The organism is Peteryoungia ipomoeae (assembly GCF_004912165.1).
Classification (GTDB): Bacteria; Pseudomonadota; Alphaproteobacteria; order Rhizobiales; family Rhizobiaceae; genus Allorhizobium; species Allorhizobium ipomoeae.
Map to the genome: position 1 here is coordinate 170,599 of NZ_STGV01000003.1, position 17,135 is coordinate 187,733.

A 17,135-nucleotide genomic window follows, 5' to 3' on the forward strand; every position below is an offset into this window, starting at 1 on the left:
CCATTCTTCCTCTTCCTTCAGCCTTTGAAAGCAACCGATCAAAGCAACAGCACTCCCCTACCCCTTCATCTCCCTCCGTACCTTCCTCTGAAGGCCGGCAAGCGCGCGCTCGATGACGCGGGCCATTTCCTTGTAGTTGATGTGCGTTCCATGGGGGCCCACTCCGACCCTGCTCCTCTTCGGCATCTTGCTTCCACGTGCCTTATGCCAGCTCAGGAAATAGTCCCGGTTCAGGCGTGCGTGATCCCATCTCGCATCTTCCCGGATCTGCAGACCCAAAACACCAGCGTTGAGGAAGCGCTGCTTCCTGGTCTCTTCGACACGCTCCTTAACCGCAGCAACTGGTCTGGATGAGCTCTTCAAGCTGCCTGGCGGATATGTGCCGAAGGTCGGTAGCCGAAATTGGAAGAAATTCTTCTGAAGCCCCGTGAAGTTGAACTCGGCGAGGCCGTCGAAGTCGGCCAGTCCAGCCTCCTTGCATCCATCCGGTCCCAGCGTGACCTCGATGCGTATGCGCTTCTCCTCTTCCGTCAACTCCTGACGTGTTCCGGTGGCCTTGTTCTGCTTGTCTAGCGTCTTGTTCTGAATCCGCCACATGGCGTGAGGGTCGTCCTCCTCTCCGAGATAGTAAGTGGACGCGTAAGGAGCTGGACGGTCCGAACTTGGGGTCATCCGGACTTGGATATCCCGGAAGTCGTCCTGGCCATTCCGGGCAACGATGTAGTCACCTCTTTTATCGACGATCCCGGGCGTCGCTCGAGGCCACTTCATGCCTGTCGTCAGCCACTTGGTCGTCGGGTAGAAATGTCGGACCATGACGCCATGAAGTCGAGCCCTGGCCTCCTCGCCGGGGAAGTGCGGATAAGCGTCGATGCTCACTTCAACCCCGGTTATAGCCGCCGGAGAAGCGAAGCCGTATTCGCCTTCAATATCCGCGAGCACACGCCGGAGCACACTAAAGTCGGGCTCCTGGACACGAAGGCGGTAGCGTCTGGCGGTTCCACCAGGGCCGACATCCAACGCCTCCGGATATTCCTTGCGTCCCGTCAGTCCCTCGATTCGATGGTTCAGGTGCCAATATTGCGACCGTCGACCGAGAATAAACTCGACATCGATCCAATCGACCACAGAAGCCCACCGGTAGGCTCCGAGATCAATCTGCGGCCGAAGCACTATCCGGCCCTGGAAGCGCCTCTGTGAGCTCCTGAGAGTCTCTTCTACGTAATCTAGCCCTACAGGGGCATCGAGCTCCTCGCTGCGATACATAATGACTGTGTAGGTGGAGGTCATCAATGGCATCCGGCTTCATGTGAAGCGTCCGGATAGGCCGCATCGCGCAACCGATCCACTACCGGCTGAGAAATGTCAGCACGCTGTTGCCAATCCGCAACAGAAAAATGTGCGTTGCCACATGGGTTTTGGCTATAGGGAAATTACCAGACAAGGAAAGACGAATGAGCACCCCACAAAGCCGTATCATCATATTGCTCCGCCCCGTGATGCTGAACCGTCAACGGAACAACCACTCCGGCAGTCCGTAGCAGCAGAGGATAGAGCAGATGAGCACCAACACTCTTCAGACCCCAACCGAGGACCGGGCAGCAATGGTCGATCGGCACTGGCTTGATGACGACGAGAAGCAGATCATCGAAACCGATTTTAGTAACCTCATGTTCACCTTCTCGCCGAAGGACGCAGCGCGGCTCAGCTTTGGCACCCGCCCGGCATCACTTGGCTACATTGAATACCTCCTCGATGGGCACGTGGCGCCTGACGACGAGGAAGCCTCCGAGCAGATGATTGCGCTGATGGATGAGCATGTCGGGCCCGGCTGGCGGTGACGAGCCCCCCAGTCGAAGCTAAGCGGTAGTGGTTCGATGCTGCAAACAAGCTGCGACTGAAAAAAACTGGCTGCGATGCGGACAATCGTCTGCATCACAGCCAGGTGGACGCTATAAGGAAAGTAACGGCAGAGGATTCCACCATGACTTCAACCCCTTCGCACCCTCCCTGCAAATAGGTCCGGCTTGTCGCCGGACCTTGAAAGCAAGGAGAACAAGCATGCCCAATATCGAAAACCTCTATGCAAACAGCAACTGCTATTGCTTCGAGTATCCGCACGAAATCGAAGTCAAGACCGGCGTCAGCGGTCTGACGCTGCCGCGTCGCGAGTTTTACCTGATGCTGGCACGTGATCTGGAGAAGGACGACCCGAAGGGCGCGGCGTTCTTCCGGGAAATCGCAAACCACTACCCCGATTGCGACTCTCGCGGCCATCAGATTGATCGCGACGGTAACCGCAACATCCTTGTCGACTACGATGACTGGGATGAACTCAGCGATGAGGAGCGCCTGATCCGCGGGAATCGTAATGCGACGATCGCCATCCTTGATAGGCTTCGCTTCCATCTCGAGGTGATGGAAGACGACGTGTCGCTGAAGGAAGAGGTCGACACCATCCGCCGCGCGATCAACGACCTGGTCGAGCCGCTGTCGATGACTTGAGTGACCTGGGCGCGGTGATACACCACCGCGCCCTTGCAACCTTCAGGTTGCGAGATGGTAGGTTCGGCGGCGCATTTGTGGAGGCAACATGCTGTCGGCGCTATGCCGTCACTCCTCTCCCGTCATCAGAATGTTTCCGCATCGTAATTGCAGGACACGTGGAAGGCATGAAACGGCGGGACAATGGAACGAGAAACGGGGCGGATATCGATCAATCATTTCGCTCGGCCCACGTCTTGGAAAATATGTTTTCGGCCCTGGCCGGCAAGGCTTCTGACGCGCTGCATCGACACCAAAGTCGAATGCGTTCAACACTACCATTGATTGTTTCAGTCTCGGGCCGGTGCCGTGAGCTCAAGCACCGCAATGTCGATCGGCAGCGCGAAGTCAGACGTTGACACCGTGAGAAAATTTCGATTTTCGGACCTAAAGCGACAATTAAATGTTAAGCTTCGTCAACATCGTGTTGCGCTTCACGACCACTCCAGCCCCTGCTCGTCAACCTGATGACGTCAAAGGTTGACGCCTGCAACTTCAAAAGCCGAGTTAGGTTGTCAGTGACAGCTCGACCGTCAACTTCGTATAGCACCTATAGGTTGCATTTCCGACATGGGAGGCTTGGTGCCAAAAACGTCGGCGGCGCCTAAAGGCATCCCCATCGACATTCCTCGGGAAACCTAGGACTTCAATTTCCGGCTGAAGGATGCCCTCGGTGTTGCGGCAAGGACACGTTGCTAAAAACGTTCTCAAGCAAACACAGCTTATCCCCGAAATCCACAGAGATAAGCGTTTGTTTATCTGGCACCCACTGTGATCGTTATTCAGCTCCATTTTTTGAATTGGAGCACACAGTGACGAAATACAGTATTGAGGCTGTGACTGAACATATCCGGAAGAAGCATCCACGCTGCCCAGACTTTGCCGTTGCTTGGTTTGCCGCCGAGATCGCCAGCAAGAACTGGAAAGGGGCAACCTTGGGTAAGGCGGTCGGCATAACGATGCAAACGCATCTGCGCCACCTCCACACCGACTACGACACTCTCCTGCTCACAGGGATCGATCGAGAGGAAGCGCGCCGGCGCGTGCAGCCGCGTGTCAACGCCATGATAGGGAGCTGGCGGCGGCGAAAGTCAACCAAGACCGAGGAAGCGCAACCGATCAAAGGGAGCGTAGAAGACGATGGGAGGTAACTACCAAAACTGGATCTATCTCGCAGGAATTCTGAACGAGCGCCTCGATGAAAAGGGATATGACGCTTGGCACGCCCTACGCAACGCCGGGATGAGAGGCACGTATCTAACCTTTCTCCTGTCGGGCAGAGCTCGCCTGAGGCCCGAATTTGTAAAGCCCGTGGCGCAGGCGCTGGATTTAGACGAGAACTGGTTGTTCTGCGTCGCCCTTGAAGGCATGCAGCAGTCCTATGACCTTCCTTACGTACGCGAATTCCTATGGCGAATGTTTTCGTTAGTAGAAGAGGCAAAGCTACGAGTAGAGCCAAACCCGCTGGGGGAAGAGCAGAAAAAGAAAAAGAAGGGTAAAAAGGGTAAGAAGAGGAAGACGAAGGCCGACTGACCGAGCCATCGGCGGATCGAACCTCCTGCTCTACAAGCTCCGAAATTTCAGACCGGCGCATGTCATTCCGCACACGCCCGAAATTGCATGCCGGGAATTTTCCCAGGGCTTCTTATGGAGCCCCTGCCCATTTCACGGGTCCTCTTCGTACTTGTTAGCCCCCGAGACATCCCCACGCACCCCTTCGCTATAAGTAATTCATCAGCTTCAACAGATGAGTGCACGACATGAATAGCTTACCCATCCGCGACTATCTCACCGACTGCTTGGCAACCGCAGGTCTAACCCTTGTAGATCTCGACGGTCCATCGGGCTCACCCGAACGTCTGGTGCGCCTCGTTCTGGACGGCACCGCCAAGATGCCGCTCGACAAGGTGCCTGACGTTGCCGCGATGCTCTGCTGTGATGCGAAAGCCTTGTTTCGGGTGGCGCTCACGCAGTTCTACAGTGCAGAGACGATCGCCCTCATGGAGCGTATGCTCGGGTCACAGGAAAGAAGCGCCGGCGAAGCTGCATGGGTGAGCTTTATCAGGAGGATGGCGCCAGATGATATCCAGCCCCCGGATAGATTCGCCAGGCGCTTGCTTGGAACGCTGTTGAGAAGGACCACACGATAGACGCCTCCAGGTCGGCAGCCCCTGATGACCAGCTGAGGGGCGCGGTATAGTTAACTGCGCTCGTCGGCCTCAGCTTTCTTGAGGTAGTCCATGATCAGCCTGTCGCTCACGAGCAATTCTTTGACAAACGAAGCGACGTCTACCTCCTCGGCAATTCTGCCGGCGGTGGGGCTTACGGGGTCAGGTTGGTCCATGCCAGCATTGATCGGCGATGAGCCCCGTTTCTTGTCCATGCCGCTGAAGTCTTTTTCGCTCATTTTTGACCCCTATTTCTACGGCCCCAAGCTCAGCAGGAATCTCTAGTATCGGCACAACTTTACAACCGGAGCACATGCTATCGACCATAAGGCAGAAGTCCCGCTAGGGCGAGTCTTGGCGAGGCGTTGACACTTCACCGCCGTCCGCGTGCATGACAAGGCGTGGCAAGTGAGCGCCGGCCCACGGCTGTGTCGGTCGGTCCCGAGCATCGCTGCCATTCCCCGCCTCGGCGCCGCCGAGTACGGCTCTTAATATATGCGAAGGGGAAGGACTGCGTCTGACCTGAGCCCCGACTTTCCTCGAGTTATCGGGGATCAGAGCAATCAGAGCAATACCCGCGGCCAAATACTCGTCTTTGCGTTCATGCTCTGCGGTTTCAGGAGGAGCATTTTAACGCGATTTCCATGAAACCGGCAGCAGGCCATACTAACGTAAGCGCACGATAGGCGAGGGTAGCGCTCTGGATCGCATCAGTTGGGAATCGACTTTATCTATCTTGAGCGCTATAGAGCGGCAAATTTGTTGAGCGATGAAAATCGACGACGCTAACTTTGGGTTGCATGTCTCACCATGGCGGAGAAGAAATGACTAAGAAGGTTGCGCTGATAACTGGCATCACCGGGCAGGACGGAGCCTACCTTGCTGAGCTCCTCCTGAAAAAAGGATACTCCGTTCATGGGATTCGGCGGCGGACATCCTTGTTTAACACGGACCGCATTGACCATCTCTACCACGATCCGCACGAGGCCGGCGTCGACCTAACGCTGCATCATGGCGACCTGACAGACTCATCAAGCCTGATGCGGATCATTCAGCTGGTCCAACCGGATGAGATTTATAACCTCGCGGCTCAAAGCCATGTCGCCGTCTCGTTCGAAGAACCCGAATACACTGCCAACTCTGACGCCATAGGCGCACTGCGAATTCTTGAAGCGATCAGAATTCTTGGCCTCGAAAAGAAGACACGGTTTTACCAGGCGTCTACGTCGGAGCTATATGGCCTCGTTCAGGAAGTTCCCCAGAGGGAGACGACTCCTTTCTACCCGAGATCGCCATATGCTGTAGCGAAGCTCTACGCCTATTGGATCACAGTCAACTACAGAGAGGCATACGGAATTTATGCCTGCAACGGCATCCTGTTCAATCACGAATCACCTATCCGCGGCGAAACCTTTGTGACGAGAAAGATCACCCGGGCCCTAGCCCGCATCAAGTTGGGCTCGCAAAAAACGCTGTACTTGGGAAATCTCGATGCACTACGGGATTGGGGTCATGCGCGTGACTACGTCGAGATGCAATGGCTTATGCTTCAGCAGGATACTGCAGAGGATTTTGTGATTGCCACAGGTGAGCAACACTCGGTGCGCGAATTTGTTGAATTGAGCGCAAAGGAAATCGGTCTGTCGATCCGCTGGGAAGGGGAAGGTGTCAACGAGAAGGGCTACGACGCTGTTACAGGCGCCTGCATTGTCGAAGTCGATCCCCGGTACTTTAGACCGGCGGAAGTGGAAACGCTACTCGGCGATCCCAGCAAGGCAAAAGAGAAGTTGGGTTGGTTCCCCCGAACCAGCTTTATGGATCTGGTGAAAGAGATGGCGAGCGAGGATTTGAAGAGCGCGGAGCGTGAAAAATTCTTGGCCGAGAACGGATACGATTCATACCTCCGGAAAGAATAGTCATGTCGAAAATCCCAGTTTATCAGCCGCAACTTGATGGCAACGTTTCCACTTACGTAAACGAATGCCTATCGTCCGGCTGGATCTCGTCCAGGGGCGAATTCATATCTAGGTTTGAAGAGGCGTTTGCGCAGTATGTCGGAGCTGAAGCCGCAACGACGGTGTCGAACGGAACGGTGGCAATCCATCTGGCGCTAGAGGCACTCGGGGTCGGTCCTGGGGATGAAGTCATTGTCCCCAGCTTCACCTATATTGCTTCTGTGAACACCATCATCCAGAGCGGAGCCATCCCCGTATTCGTAGATTCACTGACTGAAACTTTGCAGGTCGACCCAGCCCTGATCGAGGCCGCAATCACTCCTCGGACCAAAGCCGTGATGGCCGTCCACTTGTATGGCCATCCTTGCGACATGGATGCCATTGTCGCCATCTGTCAGAATAGAAGGCTTTATCTCATCGAGGACTGCGCCGAAGGGTTCGGCAGCCGCTGGAAGGGGCAACATGTCGGCACCTTCGGCGACGCGGCAACATTCAGTTTCTTTGGCAATAAAACCATCACCACCGGAGAAGGCGGCATGGTCATTGCCCGAGATCCTGAGGTCATGGAGAGATGCCGGCGTCTCAAAAGCCAAGGTGTATCCCCGACCCGTGAATACTGGCACGACATGCTGGGCTTCAATTATCGAATGACCAACATCCAAGCCGCCATAGGTCTGGCGCAGCTGGAGCGGGCCGACGAATTCTTGGCGTCGAAGACAAAATTGGCGGAGACCTATGCCGAACGTTTTGCCAGTCTCCCTGTTCGGACTCACGTCCCCGTAGGCGAGGTTACGCACTCCTATTGGATGTGCTCTCTGTTGGTAGACGACAGCAGGATCAGGGACGATTTGCGCTCCCATCTCAGCCGGGCAGGCATTGAGACCAGACCCTTCTTCGCGATGGCGCACCACATGCCGCATTGTCGAACGGAGCAGGTTCTTCCCATTGGCGAAGACTTGAGTGCGCGAGGAATAAACCTACCCAGTTATCCCGGCCTCTCTTCAGAGCAAATCGAACGCATCTGTGAATCGGTTTCCGGGTATTTTGAGCGCGCTGCTTGAGCGATCGGAGCAAAGCCATGCGTGAATACCTCATCGGAATATGGGCCGCTCGATACTTTTGGATGCATCTGGTCATGTCTGATCTGCGTGCACGCTGGCGGAGGTCATTTTTCGGCATCTTCTGGTCGATGCTGCAGCCGCTGGGTCTGACCATTCTGATATCGATTGTCTTCAGCCGTATCTTCAACTCATCAATAGCCGAGTACGCGCCTTACATCCTGTCGGGCGTCATCGTGTGGGAATACATCGTCTTTAACGTGACCGGCGGAGCGCTCGCCTTCGTTCAAGCGGATGCCTACATCAAGCAAACCCGGCATCCGCTAGCGATTTACACATTGCGAAACGTACTGTCTGGGATGATCATTCTTTCTCTCGCAAGCGTAAGTTTGATCGGCTGGGTTCTTGTGGTCATGCCGCAGAACTTTGGCTGGAGTTGGCTGGCCGCACTGACAATATTTCCGATAATCGGCATAATCTTGTGGCCATGGGCAACAGTGATGGCGTACTTCTCGGCAAGGTTCAGGGATCTGCCACATGCTCTTGGCCTGATCCTACAGGCCATCTGGTTCATCTCGCCAGTCTACTTTGAAGCATCAGTCTTCCGGAGCGGAAATCTGCACGTTCTCCTAGACTACAACCCGATTTATCATCTCCTGCAACTCGTAAGAGCGCCACTGCTACACGGTGAATGGCCGACCTTGACCAATTACCTTTGGTGTTTCGGTGCAGCTATGGTGATGTCGCTCCTGGCAGTCGTGGTGGGACGAACAGCAGAGAAACGAGTGATCTTTTACCTATGACGAACCGGATAGTTCTAGACAAAGTAAATCTTCATTATGCGTCGGTAGCGTTCAAGGAACGCTCTCTGAAGACCATGCTGGCGTCTACGGTTAAGCGACCCGGAGCGCGCGTAAAGGTGGACGACATTCATGCACTGAAGGATGTCAGCCTTTCGATCTTGCCCGGTGAACGCGTAGGCCTGCTAGGGCACAATGGAGCAGGCAAAAGCACGTTCCTGAAAATGGTTGCTGGCCTCTATCCGATCTCATCCGGAGAGAAAGTAGTTGAGGGCACAGTTCGCTCACTATTCGACATCAGCCTCGGCTTCGAACCAGAGGCGACCGGCCGGGAGAACATTCTCTACCGCGGCCTGCTGCTCGGGCTGACACCCAAATTCATGCGCGCGATGGAAGCGGAAATCGTCGAGTTTGCCGACATCGGCGAGTTTATCGATTATCCGATCAAGACCTATTCCGCCGGCATGCAGGTTCGCCTCGCCTTCGCCATTTCGACGGCCGTTGGCGGTGACATACTCCTGCTTGACGAGGTTATCGGTGCCGGAGACGCAAACTTCATGCTCAAAGCGCGCAAACGCATCCGCGAGCTTGTGGAGAAGGCGGAGATACTGCTGCTTGCCTCGCACGACTTTCCATCACTGCGCTCAATCTGCAGTCGCGGCCTAGTCTTCCACCATGGACAATTAATATATGACGGGGATATAGGAGAGGCGGTAGATCATTACAATCGGGTGAACAACCTATAATTTATGCGCTTGACTGAACGATGGAGATACATTGTTTCGAACATTGAGTGTAAACGCTCAAAACGGGCGTATGAACCGCACCGGGTTTGCCGGAGACTCCAACTTCTGAGAGAGTGGAGCCGATATGAGCAAGACAACAAACAAGTTTTCACCTGAAGTCCGTGAGCGTGCCATCCGTATGGTGCTGGATCACGAAGCAGAACATTCGTCGCGGTGGGCTGCCGTTTCATCAATCGCAGCCAAGATCGGCTGCTCGCCAGCCACGCTGCATGAATGGGTCAAGAAGGCTGAAGTCGACAGCGGCAAGCGAGCCGGCCTGCCGAGCGATGTCACCGAGAAGATGAAGGCTCTTGAGCGGGAGAACCGCGAGCTTCGCCAGGCCAACGAGATTTTGCGCAAGGCGTCTGCCTATTTCGCGATGGCGGAGCTCGACCGCCCCTTCAAGCGATGATCTCGTTCATTGACGAACACCGAGGCGTGTTCGGGGTCGAGCCGATCTGCAGGCTGCTGCCGATTGCCCCATCAACCTATTATGAGAACGTCGCCAAGCGACTGGATGTGGACCGCCTGTCGATCCGCGCTCGAAGCGATATCGGCATGAAGATCGAGATACGTCGTGTCTTCGAGCAGAACTTCCGCGTCTATGGCGTTCGCAAGGTCTGGCGGCAGTTGAAGCGTAACCGATGTTCTGCTCCCACGTTGTCCTCGCCGCCGTGATCTGTGATCGCCTTTTCATGGACGAGCAACGGGAGTTTCTCCATGGAGAGTACATTGGAGTTTCTCACGACCAGGAAGTCTGGGCGTGAGCCGAAGCGGCATTGGCCGGACGAGGTGAAGGCCCAGATCGTTTCGGAGAGTCTTCGGCCCGGAGCGTTGGTGAATGAAGTTGCAGAACGCCATGGCCTGAAGCCAAACCACCTCTCGACTTGGCGAACAATGGCTCGGCAGGGCAAACTGGTTCTGCCCGCACCTGAGGATGCAGTGGAGTTCGCGGCGGTTGTCGTTGATCCACCAGTTGCGGAGCCGCCCATCAAGAAAGCCAGCCGTCCCGAGATCATCGTTGGCGCTGTCACTATCCGCTTGGAAGAAGGCGCGTCTGCCGCCCGGATCGCCGCTGTCGCGCGTGCCTGCGCAGGTCCGACATGATCTTTCCCTCGAACCGGGTTCGGATCATGGTGGCGACCAAGCCTGTCGATTTCCGCAAGGGTCACGACGGATTGGCCGCACTGGTCAAGAACGAGTTGCATAAGGACCCATTTACGGGGACAGTCTTCGTATTCCGATCACGCAAGGCGGACCGATTGAAGCTGATCTACTGGGATGGCAGCGGTTTGGTGATGGCCTACAAGCGGCCGGAGGAGCATACGTTCACCTGGCCAGACATCCGGGACGGTCTGATTACTCTTGGGCATGCTCAGTTCGAGGCACTGTTCGCAGGGCTCGATTGGCGGCGAGTTCGTTCTGTTGAGGCGCGAGCGCCAACAGCAATCGAATAGATGCGTCATGATGACTCTGTTCGCAAATTCCGACAGCAAGACGCCGCCCAATTTGATAAACTTCCAGTATGTTGGATGCGGTCGATCTTCCAGACGATATTGCTGCCCTGAAGGCGATGCTGGCTGCGTCGCAGGCGCGTGAAGCCCGCAAGGATGAGCGGATTGAGCGGCTGGAGAGTAAGCGCTAATTTCGGCGCACCTTTTACCACCGACGCCTCTGGCGCATGAAGTGTCCACTTAAAATAGGTGGACGCCAAATATGAGTGACGAAGAGCAGAAACTGCGAGTGCGGCTTGTGGGGCGTGATGGTCGACGCCGCTATGATCCATCGTCAAAGGCCCGGCTTGTAGCGGCCTGCCTTGAGCCAGGGGTTTCCATATCAGCCTGGCGCTTGCCCACGGGGTCAACGCGAACGTTCTACGCAAGTGGGTCAAAGATGCCAGGGAATCCGGGCTGCCAACGGTATCATCACGATCCAGGGAGCGGAGATGGCTCAGCATGCTCGACTGCACATCGACACTGGGCTCGATATCTACTTCTGCGACCCTCAAAGCCCCTGGCAGCGCGGGAGCAACGAGAACACCAACGGCCTGCTGCGTCAGTACTTTCCAAAAGGGACGGATCTCAGCCAGTATGGCGTCGACGAACTAAGCGCCGTAGCCCATGCGCTCAATAGCAGACCACGCAAGACGCTGGGCTGGCGCACACCTGCAGAGGCGCTCGACGGTTTGCTCAAATCAGATATGATCGAGGGTGTTGCGGCGACCGGTTGAATCTGCCCAATACGTGTCCATTCGCTATTCCGAGCGGTTGGCAGAAGCAGGTATTGAGCCGTCGGTCGGAAGCGTTGGGGACAGTTACGACAACGCACTCGCAGAAACGATCAACGGTCTTTACAAGGCCGAGGTCATTCATCGACGTGGACCATGGAGGAGCTTCGAAGCGGTCGAGTTCGCCACCCTGGAATGGGTCGACTGGTTCAACCACCGACGCCTCCTGGAGCCCATCGGAAACATACCGCCAGCCGAAGCTGAAGAGCGGTATTACGCCATGCTGGACGAAGCAGCCATGGCCGCATAACTTAAACGAAATGGCCTCCGGCAAACCCGGTGCGGTTCATTGCGTTCACGGATCAGGCTTCGACCTTGGCCAATAATCATGCGGAACATGCTGATGGCGACGGCGTCCTCGGCTATGGGCAGCGCTACAGATGAACAAGCGGTCTCATAGATGTCATTGATTAATCGTGCTTTTGAGACTTTGCGTCCGACAAGCGACCACGCCTCCGCAACAAACGCTTCGCGTCCGAGTGAAGTGATGCTGCTGGGTGTGGGGAAGCGTTCGATCAACGCCAGAAACCAGTCCGACCGGCTGTTACCGGCAAAGTGGGCGATCTCGGGAAAATAGAGCGGCAGGTAGTGGTTCAGGATGCGGTGCCAGGTCTGGGTCTTGGCTTTAGAGATGACTTCGTGCGTCTTCGACAGTTCCTGCAAATCGTTGATGCCGGCTTCAAGCGGATCGACGTAAACCTGCGTGGCCCCGATCCGCAGCATGTGTAAGATAACCTGTGCATCCTTCGGATCGTTCTTGTCCCAGCCGTTATGCAGTGCCTCTCGCGTTCTGGCCAATGCAACTGAAGAGATCAGTCGCAACTGGAAACCTGCCGCAAGCAGCTTATACGCCAGGGTACGATGATAATTGCCGGTCGCTTCGAAACCGATGACGATTGGCCGTGCCATGGAAGCCAGTTCCTCCACCAAGCGATCATAGTCATCCTTGGTTGCCATGACCGACATACGCCGGCGCCGGCCACCTTCGGGCCGCTCGATAAGGACCTCCTGGCGGTGCTTCGACATATCGATCGCTACCAGCACGGCGTTTGTGGGAGTAGAAAGATATTTGGTCATGGCTTGTCGCCTCCAAAGTGTTGCCTCGACAACTTCACTTTAGAGACCTGTTGACCGGCCATGACCACCGCCGACGGCGCGCTGCGCTACGCATGGCTACGCGCGCCGCCGGCTATGTTAGAGCAAGATTCCCGATGTGCTACGGGCCGGAGTTCATCGCCAAGGCATTGCGGGAATGGATCGCGGCGGTGGGTGCCAAGACCGCCTACATCATGCCGGGCAGTCCGTGGGAAAACGGCTATTGCGAGAGCTTCAATTCGAAGCTCCGTGACGAACTGCTCAACGGTGAAATCTTCTACACGCTCAAGGAGGCAAAGATCGTCATCGAAAACTGGCGACGTCACTACAACACCGTGCGCCCGCACTCATCGCTGGGCTACAGGCCACCGTCTCCCGAAGCCTCTGTTTGGCCTCGCCAAAACGGACCGGCATCAACGCCAGCGGTGGCCAGCAGGCCAAGCATGCACTAACATTCCAACCGGATCACCCCATGGGGGCAGGCCACTTCCGGCCTCGTCAGTAACTTTTGCACGGAAGTTGTTGTCGAGGCCGGCGAGTTCGATAACAACACGGGCAGCGGCGACCTCATGTAAGCGTGCACCGATTGCCAGACGAATGGTGGATATTCCTATAACAATACGGGATTTGGGTACTATGACGGCGCGGGCAGTCGAAACCGACGCATAGGAGTCACTGCGCGGGGGAACGCTGTCGCTTCACTTTTCCAGAACGTTGCCAGCAGTGCGACCTATAGCTGGACCCCCAAACAGCGTGACGCCAACGGCCAGCACGATTGGGCTGGCTGCGGTCTAGCGTTCTCCCACGGTCATTATTCAACTCCTACGCGATGTCCTACAAGTCGGGCTGGTAATCGAGGCTATCACTTGCTATTTAGCCGGTCCGATTAAACAGCTGAGGGCCGGTCATCCTTATGGAAGGAACTGAAGTTTCGAGCGCGATGGGCAACGGGCGCGTGGATAGGACGCGCCGTGTCATGTGGATATTAAATCACACCGCAGCACGCAAGTTTGAACTCCCGATGTTAAATAAGCTTGGGTATGAGGTCTTCGCCCCCAAGATCTATCCAAATGACCCAAATTTTCGAAGTGCCTCCGTTGATGCGAGCTGGGATAGCACGCTTTCAATCCCGGCAGATGATTTGAAGGTCCTCAACGAGACCGACTGGTATTCCGGGGGGAATCGTCAGGCTTGGGAAGTGGCAAACAGATATTTTGGAATACTTTTCTGCATCCTCTTTGATCCGAAGGGGGTGGAAAAGACATGCCGAAATTTTAATGGGCAAATACTTTGGCGGACTTACGGTCTGGCCGGCCAGTCTAACAGCTATTCGAAAGTGCTCCAGTCGTTCCCGCAATATCGCCGTGCGAGAGGGGCTTTCCGTCGGCTTGGGTCGCGATTCTGGTTTGCTGAGGGTTATTCAAACCTTCATGAGATAGAAGACGACTGGATAAGACGGCAGACGGTTTACCTCCCATTGGGGATGGCAGGCGCGTCGTCGCCCGTGGATCAGCCTTGGGTTGGAGGCGACAAGAGAGTCCTTTTCGTCTGTCCAGATGTTGGATTCAATCAAGCCTATATCGATATCTATGCAGAGTTTAAAAAGAACTTCAAAGACATACCGTACGCAGTTGGCGGGGCGCAATCGATCAAGGTGCGTGATCCAAAAGTTCTGGGATACCTTCCTCTCAGTCAGCACCAAGAAAACATGAGACACATGCAGTGCATGTTCTACCACAGCAGAGAGCCGCGCCATATCCACTATCACCCGTTCGAAGCGATCAAGATTGGGATGCCGCTAATCTTCATGGGCGGCGGAATGCTCGATCGCATGGGAGGAAGGGAGCTTCCCGGTAGAGCTAACACGTGGTCAGAAGCAAAGGCAAAAGTGAAGCGCTTGCTCGCCGGGGATACAAAATTCGCGGATGAAATTAGGGCGGCCCAAACAGTCCTCCTGGACTGCATGATGGCGGAGAAGGCGGAGCCTTATTGGTTAGACGGCCTTGCCAGAATTCAAAGGGCAGAAGCTGTCCGCAAAACGTCGCAAAAGCCGGACCGCTATCAGATCGCAGTACTCTCAGCACGCAAGAACCTAAGAAAGGCCGAGGAAGTCGCTAAGGACCTGGTAAACGGCGGCGGCGAACTAGGCTTGAAAGTCGATGTAGTGCTCGGAGTCGAAGTAGCGTCGGAAAAAGTTTCCGGTCGGTACACAGCGATGCAAGATGCCGAGATGGAACGCATTGATTTGCCGTTGCGAACTTTCTCATGGAAGAATATCTCCCAGTCAGCGGCAGAGCGAGCATTAATCTATGCAGACGTCGGTCGTGAGGTCGAGTCTAACGTCTTTATTGCGCCTGACGACCAGATAAACTACTTCCAGGATTGTCATCTTTGGATCGTAGTCGGCGACCGGACGGAAACGCCAATCCTTCCCTTGAAGCCAATCGTCTGGGTGGTCCACGAGTATACTGAAGAATATACCAAGCGGCCGAAGTCTCTGGGTAATCGTATCGCTCGGTTGGGATTGCTTCCCGACGCAGAGGCCGTCATCGTAAAAACTGCAGAAACGAAGTCCCATCTGGCCAAGATGGAAGCCATCGACATCAAGAACATGTTCGTAGTCGACGGCCGAGAAGGCTCCATTCTAGATGTGGTGTTGGAATGCCTGTGAAGACATACGGAATATATTTGGCATATGGCCCGCGCGTCGATCTTCGGTCGGAGGGCCTTGGGAGGCACTTAGCTGAGTTCCTCGCCGCTTCAACCGACTTTACAGATGTAAAATTTGTTATCGCCGCGCCTAAATGGATGCGGGCGCCACTTCACGATCTCTTCGAAAGTTTCGATTTGGACCCTGAAGCGTTCGAAATCATTTCTCCGCCGAGGTCATCTCTAATCGGAATTTTCTATAAGGCGGCGATTTCGTTGACGGAACGAAGGAAGAAACCTCGAACGAGAATCGCCGGAAAGGGAAGACTCAAGCGACTCGTTACCAACATCAAAGCGAGTACGAAAAGCTTGGTCATTAAGCTGGCGAAATCGCGCAATCCTTTGGCGTTTGTACTGACGCTGGCGTCGCTAGCAGTTGCAATTCCGATTGCGGTTTTTCTCGGGGGGGCTCTGATAGCGGTGGGTTTTTCAGTCAGGCTCTTTCGAAGGTTGAGGCTGGGCGCGCGATTGGGTGCCGCAAAGAAACGCCTCAATCGAGACGGATACGTTGCGCGGGCGACTCATACTTTGTACCGACTTATGTGTGATATAGAGGCAGAATCTGTGTCGCAAGCTGCCAACAAATACCGGCATGTGAAGGCTTGGTATGCGCCAGCAGCATTTTGGCCAGAGTTCAACCAGATCAAGGCTCCGAGATTGATGTGCGTGCCAGATGCGGTGCCGATTCATTTTTCGGTGGCCTTCGCCACCGAGGAGCCGTCTCCAGATCGGCGTCTTCAGGATTTCCGTCGTATACAGGACGCGATTGAAGGCGGCGATAAATTCGTCACTTACAGCCAGGATGTCAAAGAACGCACTCTGGTCCATCACTTCCACGTCGATCCATCGCGCGTGACAGTGGTTCGCCATGGAGCAAACAGGCTCGAGCACCTCATTAAGGTTTCTGGCTTCGTCGACAACGAGGAGGCTACAGACATTCTGAGCGCGATGCACCTTTGGACCGCCTTAGCGAAGGCGGTGAACAACACAAAGGCGGTCTGGTATACATCGCGGGACACCGGGTTCCTTTTTTATGCTAGCCAAATCAGGCCGAACAAAAATGTGATGACCCTTCTGAAGGCGTATCACTTCCTCCGCCGCACAAAGAACCTCCCTTACAAACTTCTGATGACCGGAGAGTGGCGAGAGTCGGCCGACGTGAAGAGCTTCATGGATGAAATGAACCTGCATGAAGATGTACTTTTTGTGCGCGGGTTGAGCGAGAAGGAACTCGCTGCTTGCTACAGATTGGCAACGTTGGCGGTAAATCCCTCCTTAGCAGAGGGAGGTATGCCATTTACTTTTACGGAAAGTCTTTCGGTTGGGACGCCCGTCGTCATGGCTGACATAGCTGTGTCACGAGAGATCATTGATGATGCAGCCGTAGCGGACCGCACGTTCTTCGACGGCTTCGATTACAAGGATGTTGCTCGCGTTATTCGGGAAGCCCTTGATGATGTCGATGGCCTGCGCGCGCTCCAGCGCGAGTTCTATGACAGTAAGCTGTCATCGAGGTCGTGGCGGCAGGTTGTGGGAGAATACATCGACGCATTGGAAAGCTGCGCTAGCAGCGCTGGAGCAAAATGATGTCAGACCGTGCAGATTTCATACAATGTTGGAGCTGCATTACGAGATGATCGAAAGACTGAAGGCAGAGTCAGTGACCCTACAATTCGTGGTGAGCGGGCTCCTGCATGAGACCATCAAGACGGAGTAAGGAAGGCGTACCGTTGA

General features: G+C 55.2%; 15 protein-coding genes, 6 pseudogenes and 1 other annotated feature. Of the genes and pseudogenes, 18 read left to right on the forward strand and 3 right to left on the reverse strand.

The genetic code is table 11. The features are described from left to right. Positions 1-57: 57 nt before the first annotated feature. On the reverse strand, positions 58-1,290 hold the full coding sequence (locus FAA97_RS10555; RefSeq protein ID WP_136598498.1) for a hypothetical protein: 1,233 nt from the start codon (positions 1,288-1,290) through the stop codon (positions 58-60). Between the two features lie 269 nt (positions 1,291-1,559). On the opposite strand from FAA97_RS10555, the gene FAA97_RS10560 reads away from it, so the two are divergent. From FAA97_RS10560 to FAA97_RS10580, 5 genes are all read left to right on the forward strand, one after another. Next, positions 1,560-1,841, forward strand: a complete 282-nt coding sequence (locus tag FAA97_RS10560) for a hypothetical protein (protein WP_136598499.1) — start codon at positions 1,560-1,562, stop codon at positions 1,839-1,841. A gap of 220 nt (positions 1,842-2,061) precedes the next feature. Next, entirely contained in the window at positions 2,062-2,505 is a 444-nt protein-coding gene (locus FAA97_RS10565) for a hypothetical protein (protein WP_136598500.1), read from the forward strand. An 851-nt stretch (positions 2,506-3,356) separates the two neighbouring features. Continuing rightward, on the forward strand, positions 3,357-3,695 hold the full coding sequence (locus FAA97_RS10570; RefSeq protein WP_136598501.1) for a DUF2293 domain-containing protein: 339 nt from the start codon (positions 3,357-3,359) through the stop codon (positions 3,693-3,695). After that, on the forward strand, positions 3,685-4,077 hold the full coding sequence (locus FAA97_RS10575) for a hypothetical protein (protein ID WP_136598502.1): 393 nt from the start codon (positions 3,685-3,687) through the stop codon (positions 4,075-4,077). Before FAA97_RS10570 ends, FAA97_RS10575 begins: the two co-directional genes overlap by 11 nt. A 227-nt stretch (positions 4,078-4,304) precedes the next feature. Further along, positions 4,305-4,694 (forward strand): hypothetical protein, encoded by a 390-nt coding sequence (locus tag FAA97_RS10580; protein ID WP_136598503.1) that lies wholly within the window; start codon positions 4,305-4,307, stop codon positions 4,692-4,694. Positions 4,695-4,744: 50 nt separating this feature from the next. On the opposite strand, the gene FAA97_RS10585 is transcribed toward FAA97_RS10580, so the two are convergent. Further along, positions 4,745-4,951 (reverse strand): hypothetical protein, encoded by a 207-nt coding sequence (locus FAA97_RS10585; protein WP_136598504.1) that lies wholly within the window; start codon positions 4,949-4,951, stop codon positions 4,745-4,747. Positions 4,952-5,536: 585 nt separating this feature from the next. Here FAA97_RS10585 and gmd point away from each other — a divergent pair. From gmd to FAA97_RS10635, 10 genes and pseudogenes are all read left to right on the forward strand, one after another. Continuing rightward, positions 5,537-6,628: a GDP-mannose 4,6-dehydratase gene (gene gmd, locus FAA97_RS10590; RefSeq protein WP_136598505.1), complete on the forward strand. Its 1,092-nt coding sequence runs from the start codon at positions 5,537-5,539 to the stop codon at positions 6,626-6,628. A gap of 2 nt (positions 6,629-6,630) precedes the next feature. Further along, positions 6,631-7,728: a DegT/DnrJ/EryC1/StrS family aminotransferase gene (locus FAA97_RS10595; protein ID WP_136598506.1), complete on the forward strand. Its 1,098-nt coding sequence runs from the start codon at positions 6,631-6,633 to the stop codon at positions 7,726-7,728. A 17-nt stretch (positions 7,729-7,745) separates the two neighbouring features. Further along, positions 7,746-8,528 carry an ABC transporter permease gene (locus FAA97_RS10600; protein WP_136598507.1) on the forward strand — a complete coding sequence of 261 codons (783 nt, stop codon included), beginning with the start codon at positions 7,746-7,748 and terminating at the stop codon, positions 8,526-8,528. Then, the gene (locus FAA97_RS10605; protein ID WP_136598857.1) at positions 8,525-9,271 is read left to right on the forward strand and encodes an ABC transporter ATP-binding protein; all 747 of its coding nucleotides are present in this window, start codon (positions 8,525-8,527) and stop codon (positions 9,269-9,271) included. Before FAA97_RS10600 ends, FAA97_RS10605 begins: the two co-directional genes overlap by 4 nt. A 124-nt stretch (positions 9,272-9,395) precedes the next feature. After that, a pseudogene (locus tag FAA97_RS10610) lies at positions 9,396-9,973 on the forward strand (transposase); the annotation flags it as partial. Next, positions 9,677-9,793: a sequence feature (AL1L pseudoknot), on the forward strand. Its footprint overlaps the pseudogene before it by 117 nt. Positions 9,974-10,030: 57 nt before the next feature. Then, positions 10,031-10,417 (forward strand): IS66-like element accessory protein TnpA, encoded by a 387-nt coding sequence (tnpA, locus tag FAA97_RS10615; RefSeq protein ID WP_136598508.1) that lies wholly within the window; start codon positions 10,031-10,033, stop codon positions 10,415-10,417. Continuing rightward, positions 10,414-10,767: an IS66 family insertion sequence element accessory protein TnpB gene (gene tnpB / locus FAA97_RS10620; RefSeq protein WP_136598509.1), complete on the forward strand. Its 354-nt coding sequence runs from the start codon at positions 10,414-10,416 to the stop codon at positions 10,765-10,767. Before tnpA ends, tnpB begins: the two co-directional genes overlap by 4 nt. A 259-nt stretch (positions 10,768-11,026) precedes the next feature. Beyond that, positions 11,027-11,218: pseudogene (locus FAA97_RS21280) on the forward strand (transposase); the annotation flags it as partial. Between the two features lie 25 nt (positions 11,219-11,243). Further along, positions 11,244-11,540: pseudogene (locus FAA97_RS10630) on the forward strand (IS30 family transposase); the annotation flags it as partial. Positions 11,541-11,544: 4 nt separating this feature from the next. After that, positions 11,545-11,847: pseudogene (locus FAA97_RS10635) on the forward strand (integrase core domain-containing protein); the annotation flags it as partial. Positions 11,848-11,885: 38 nt separating this feature from the next. Here FAA97_RS10635 and FAA97_RS10640 read toward each other — a convergent pair. Continuing rightward, positions 11,886-12,674, reverse strand: a pseudogene (locus FAA97_RS10640) (IS110 family transposase); the annotation flags it as partial. Between the two features lie 143 nt (positions 12,675-12,817). Between FAA97_RS10640 and FAA97_RS10645 the strand changes: the two are divergent. From FAA97_RS10645 to FAA97_RS10655, 3 genes and pseudogenes are all read left to right on the forward strand, one after another. After that, a pseudogene (locus FAA97_RS10645) lies at positions 12,818-13,144 on the forward strand (integrase core domain-containing protein); the annotation flags it as partial. A gap of 461 nt (positions 13,145-13,605) precedes the next feature. Beyond that, positions 13,606-15,363 carry a glycosytransferase gene (locus FAA97_RS10650; RefSeq protein ID WP_136598511.1) on the forward strand — a complete coding sequence of 586 codons (1,758 nt, stop codon included), beginning with the start codon at positions 13,606-13,608 and terminating at the stop codon, positions 15,361-15,363. Next, positions 15,354-16,988: a glycosyltransferase gene (locus FAA97_RS10655; protein ID WP_136598512.1), complete on the forward strand. Its 1,635-nt coding sequence runs from the start codon at positions 15,354-15,356 to the stop codon at positions 16,986-16,988. The genes FAA97_RS10650 and FAA97_RS10655 overlap by 10 nt, the downstream gene beginning before the upstream one ends. Positions 16,989-17,135 lie beyond the last annotated feature (147 nt).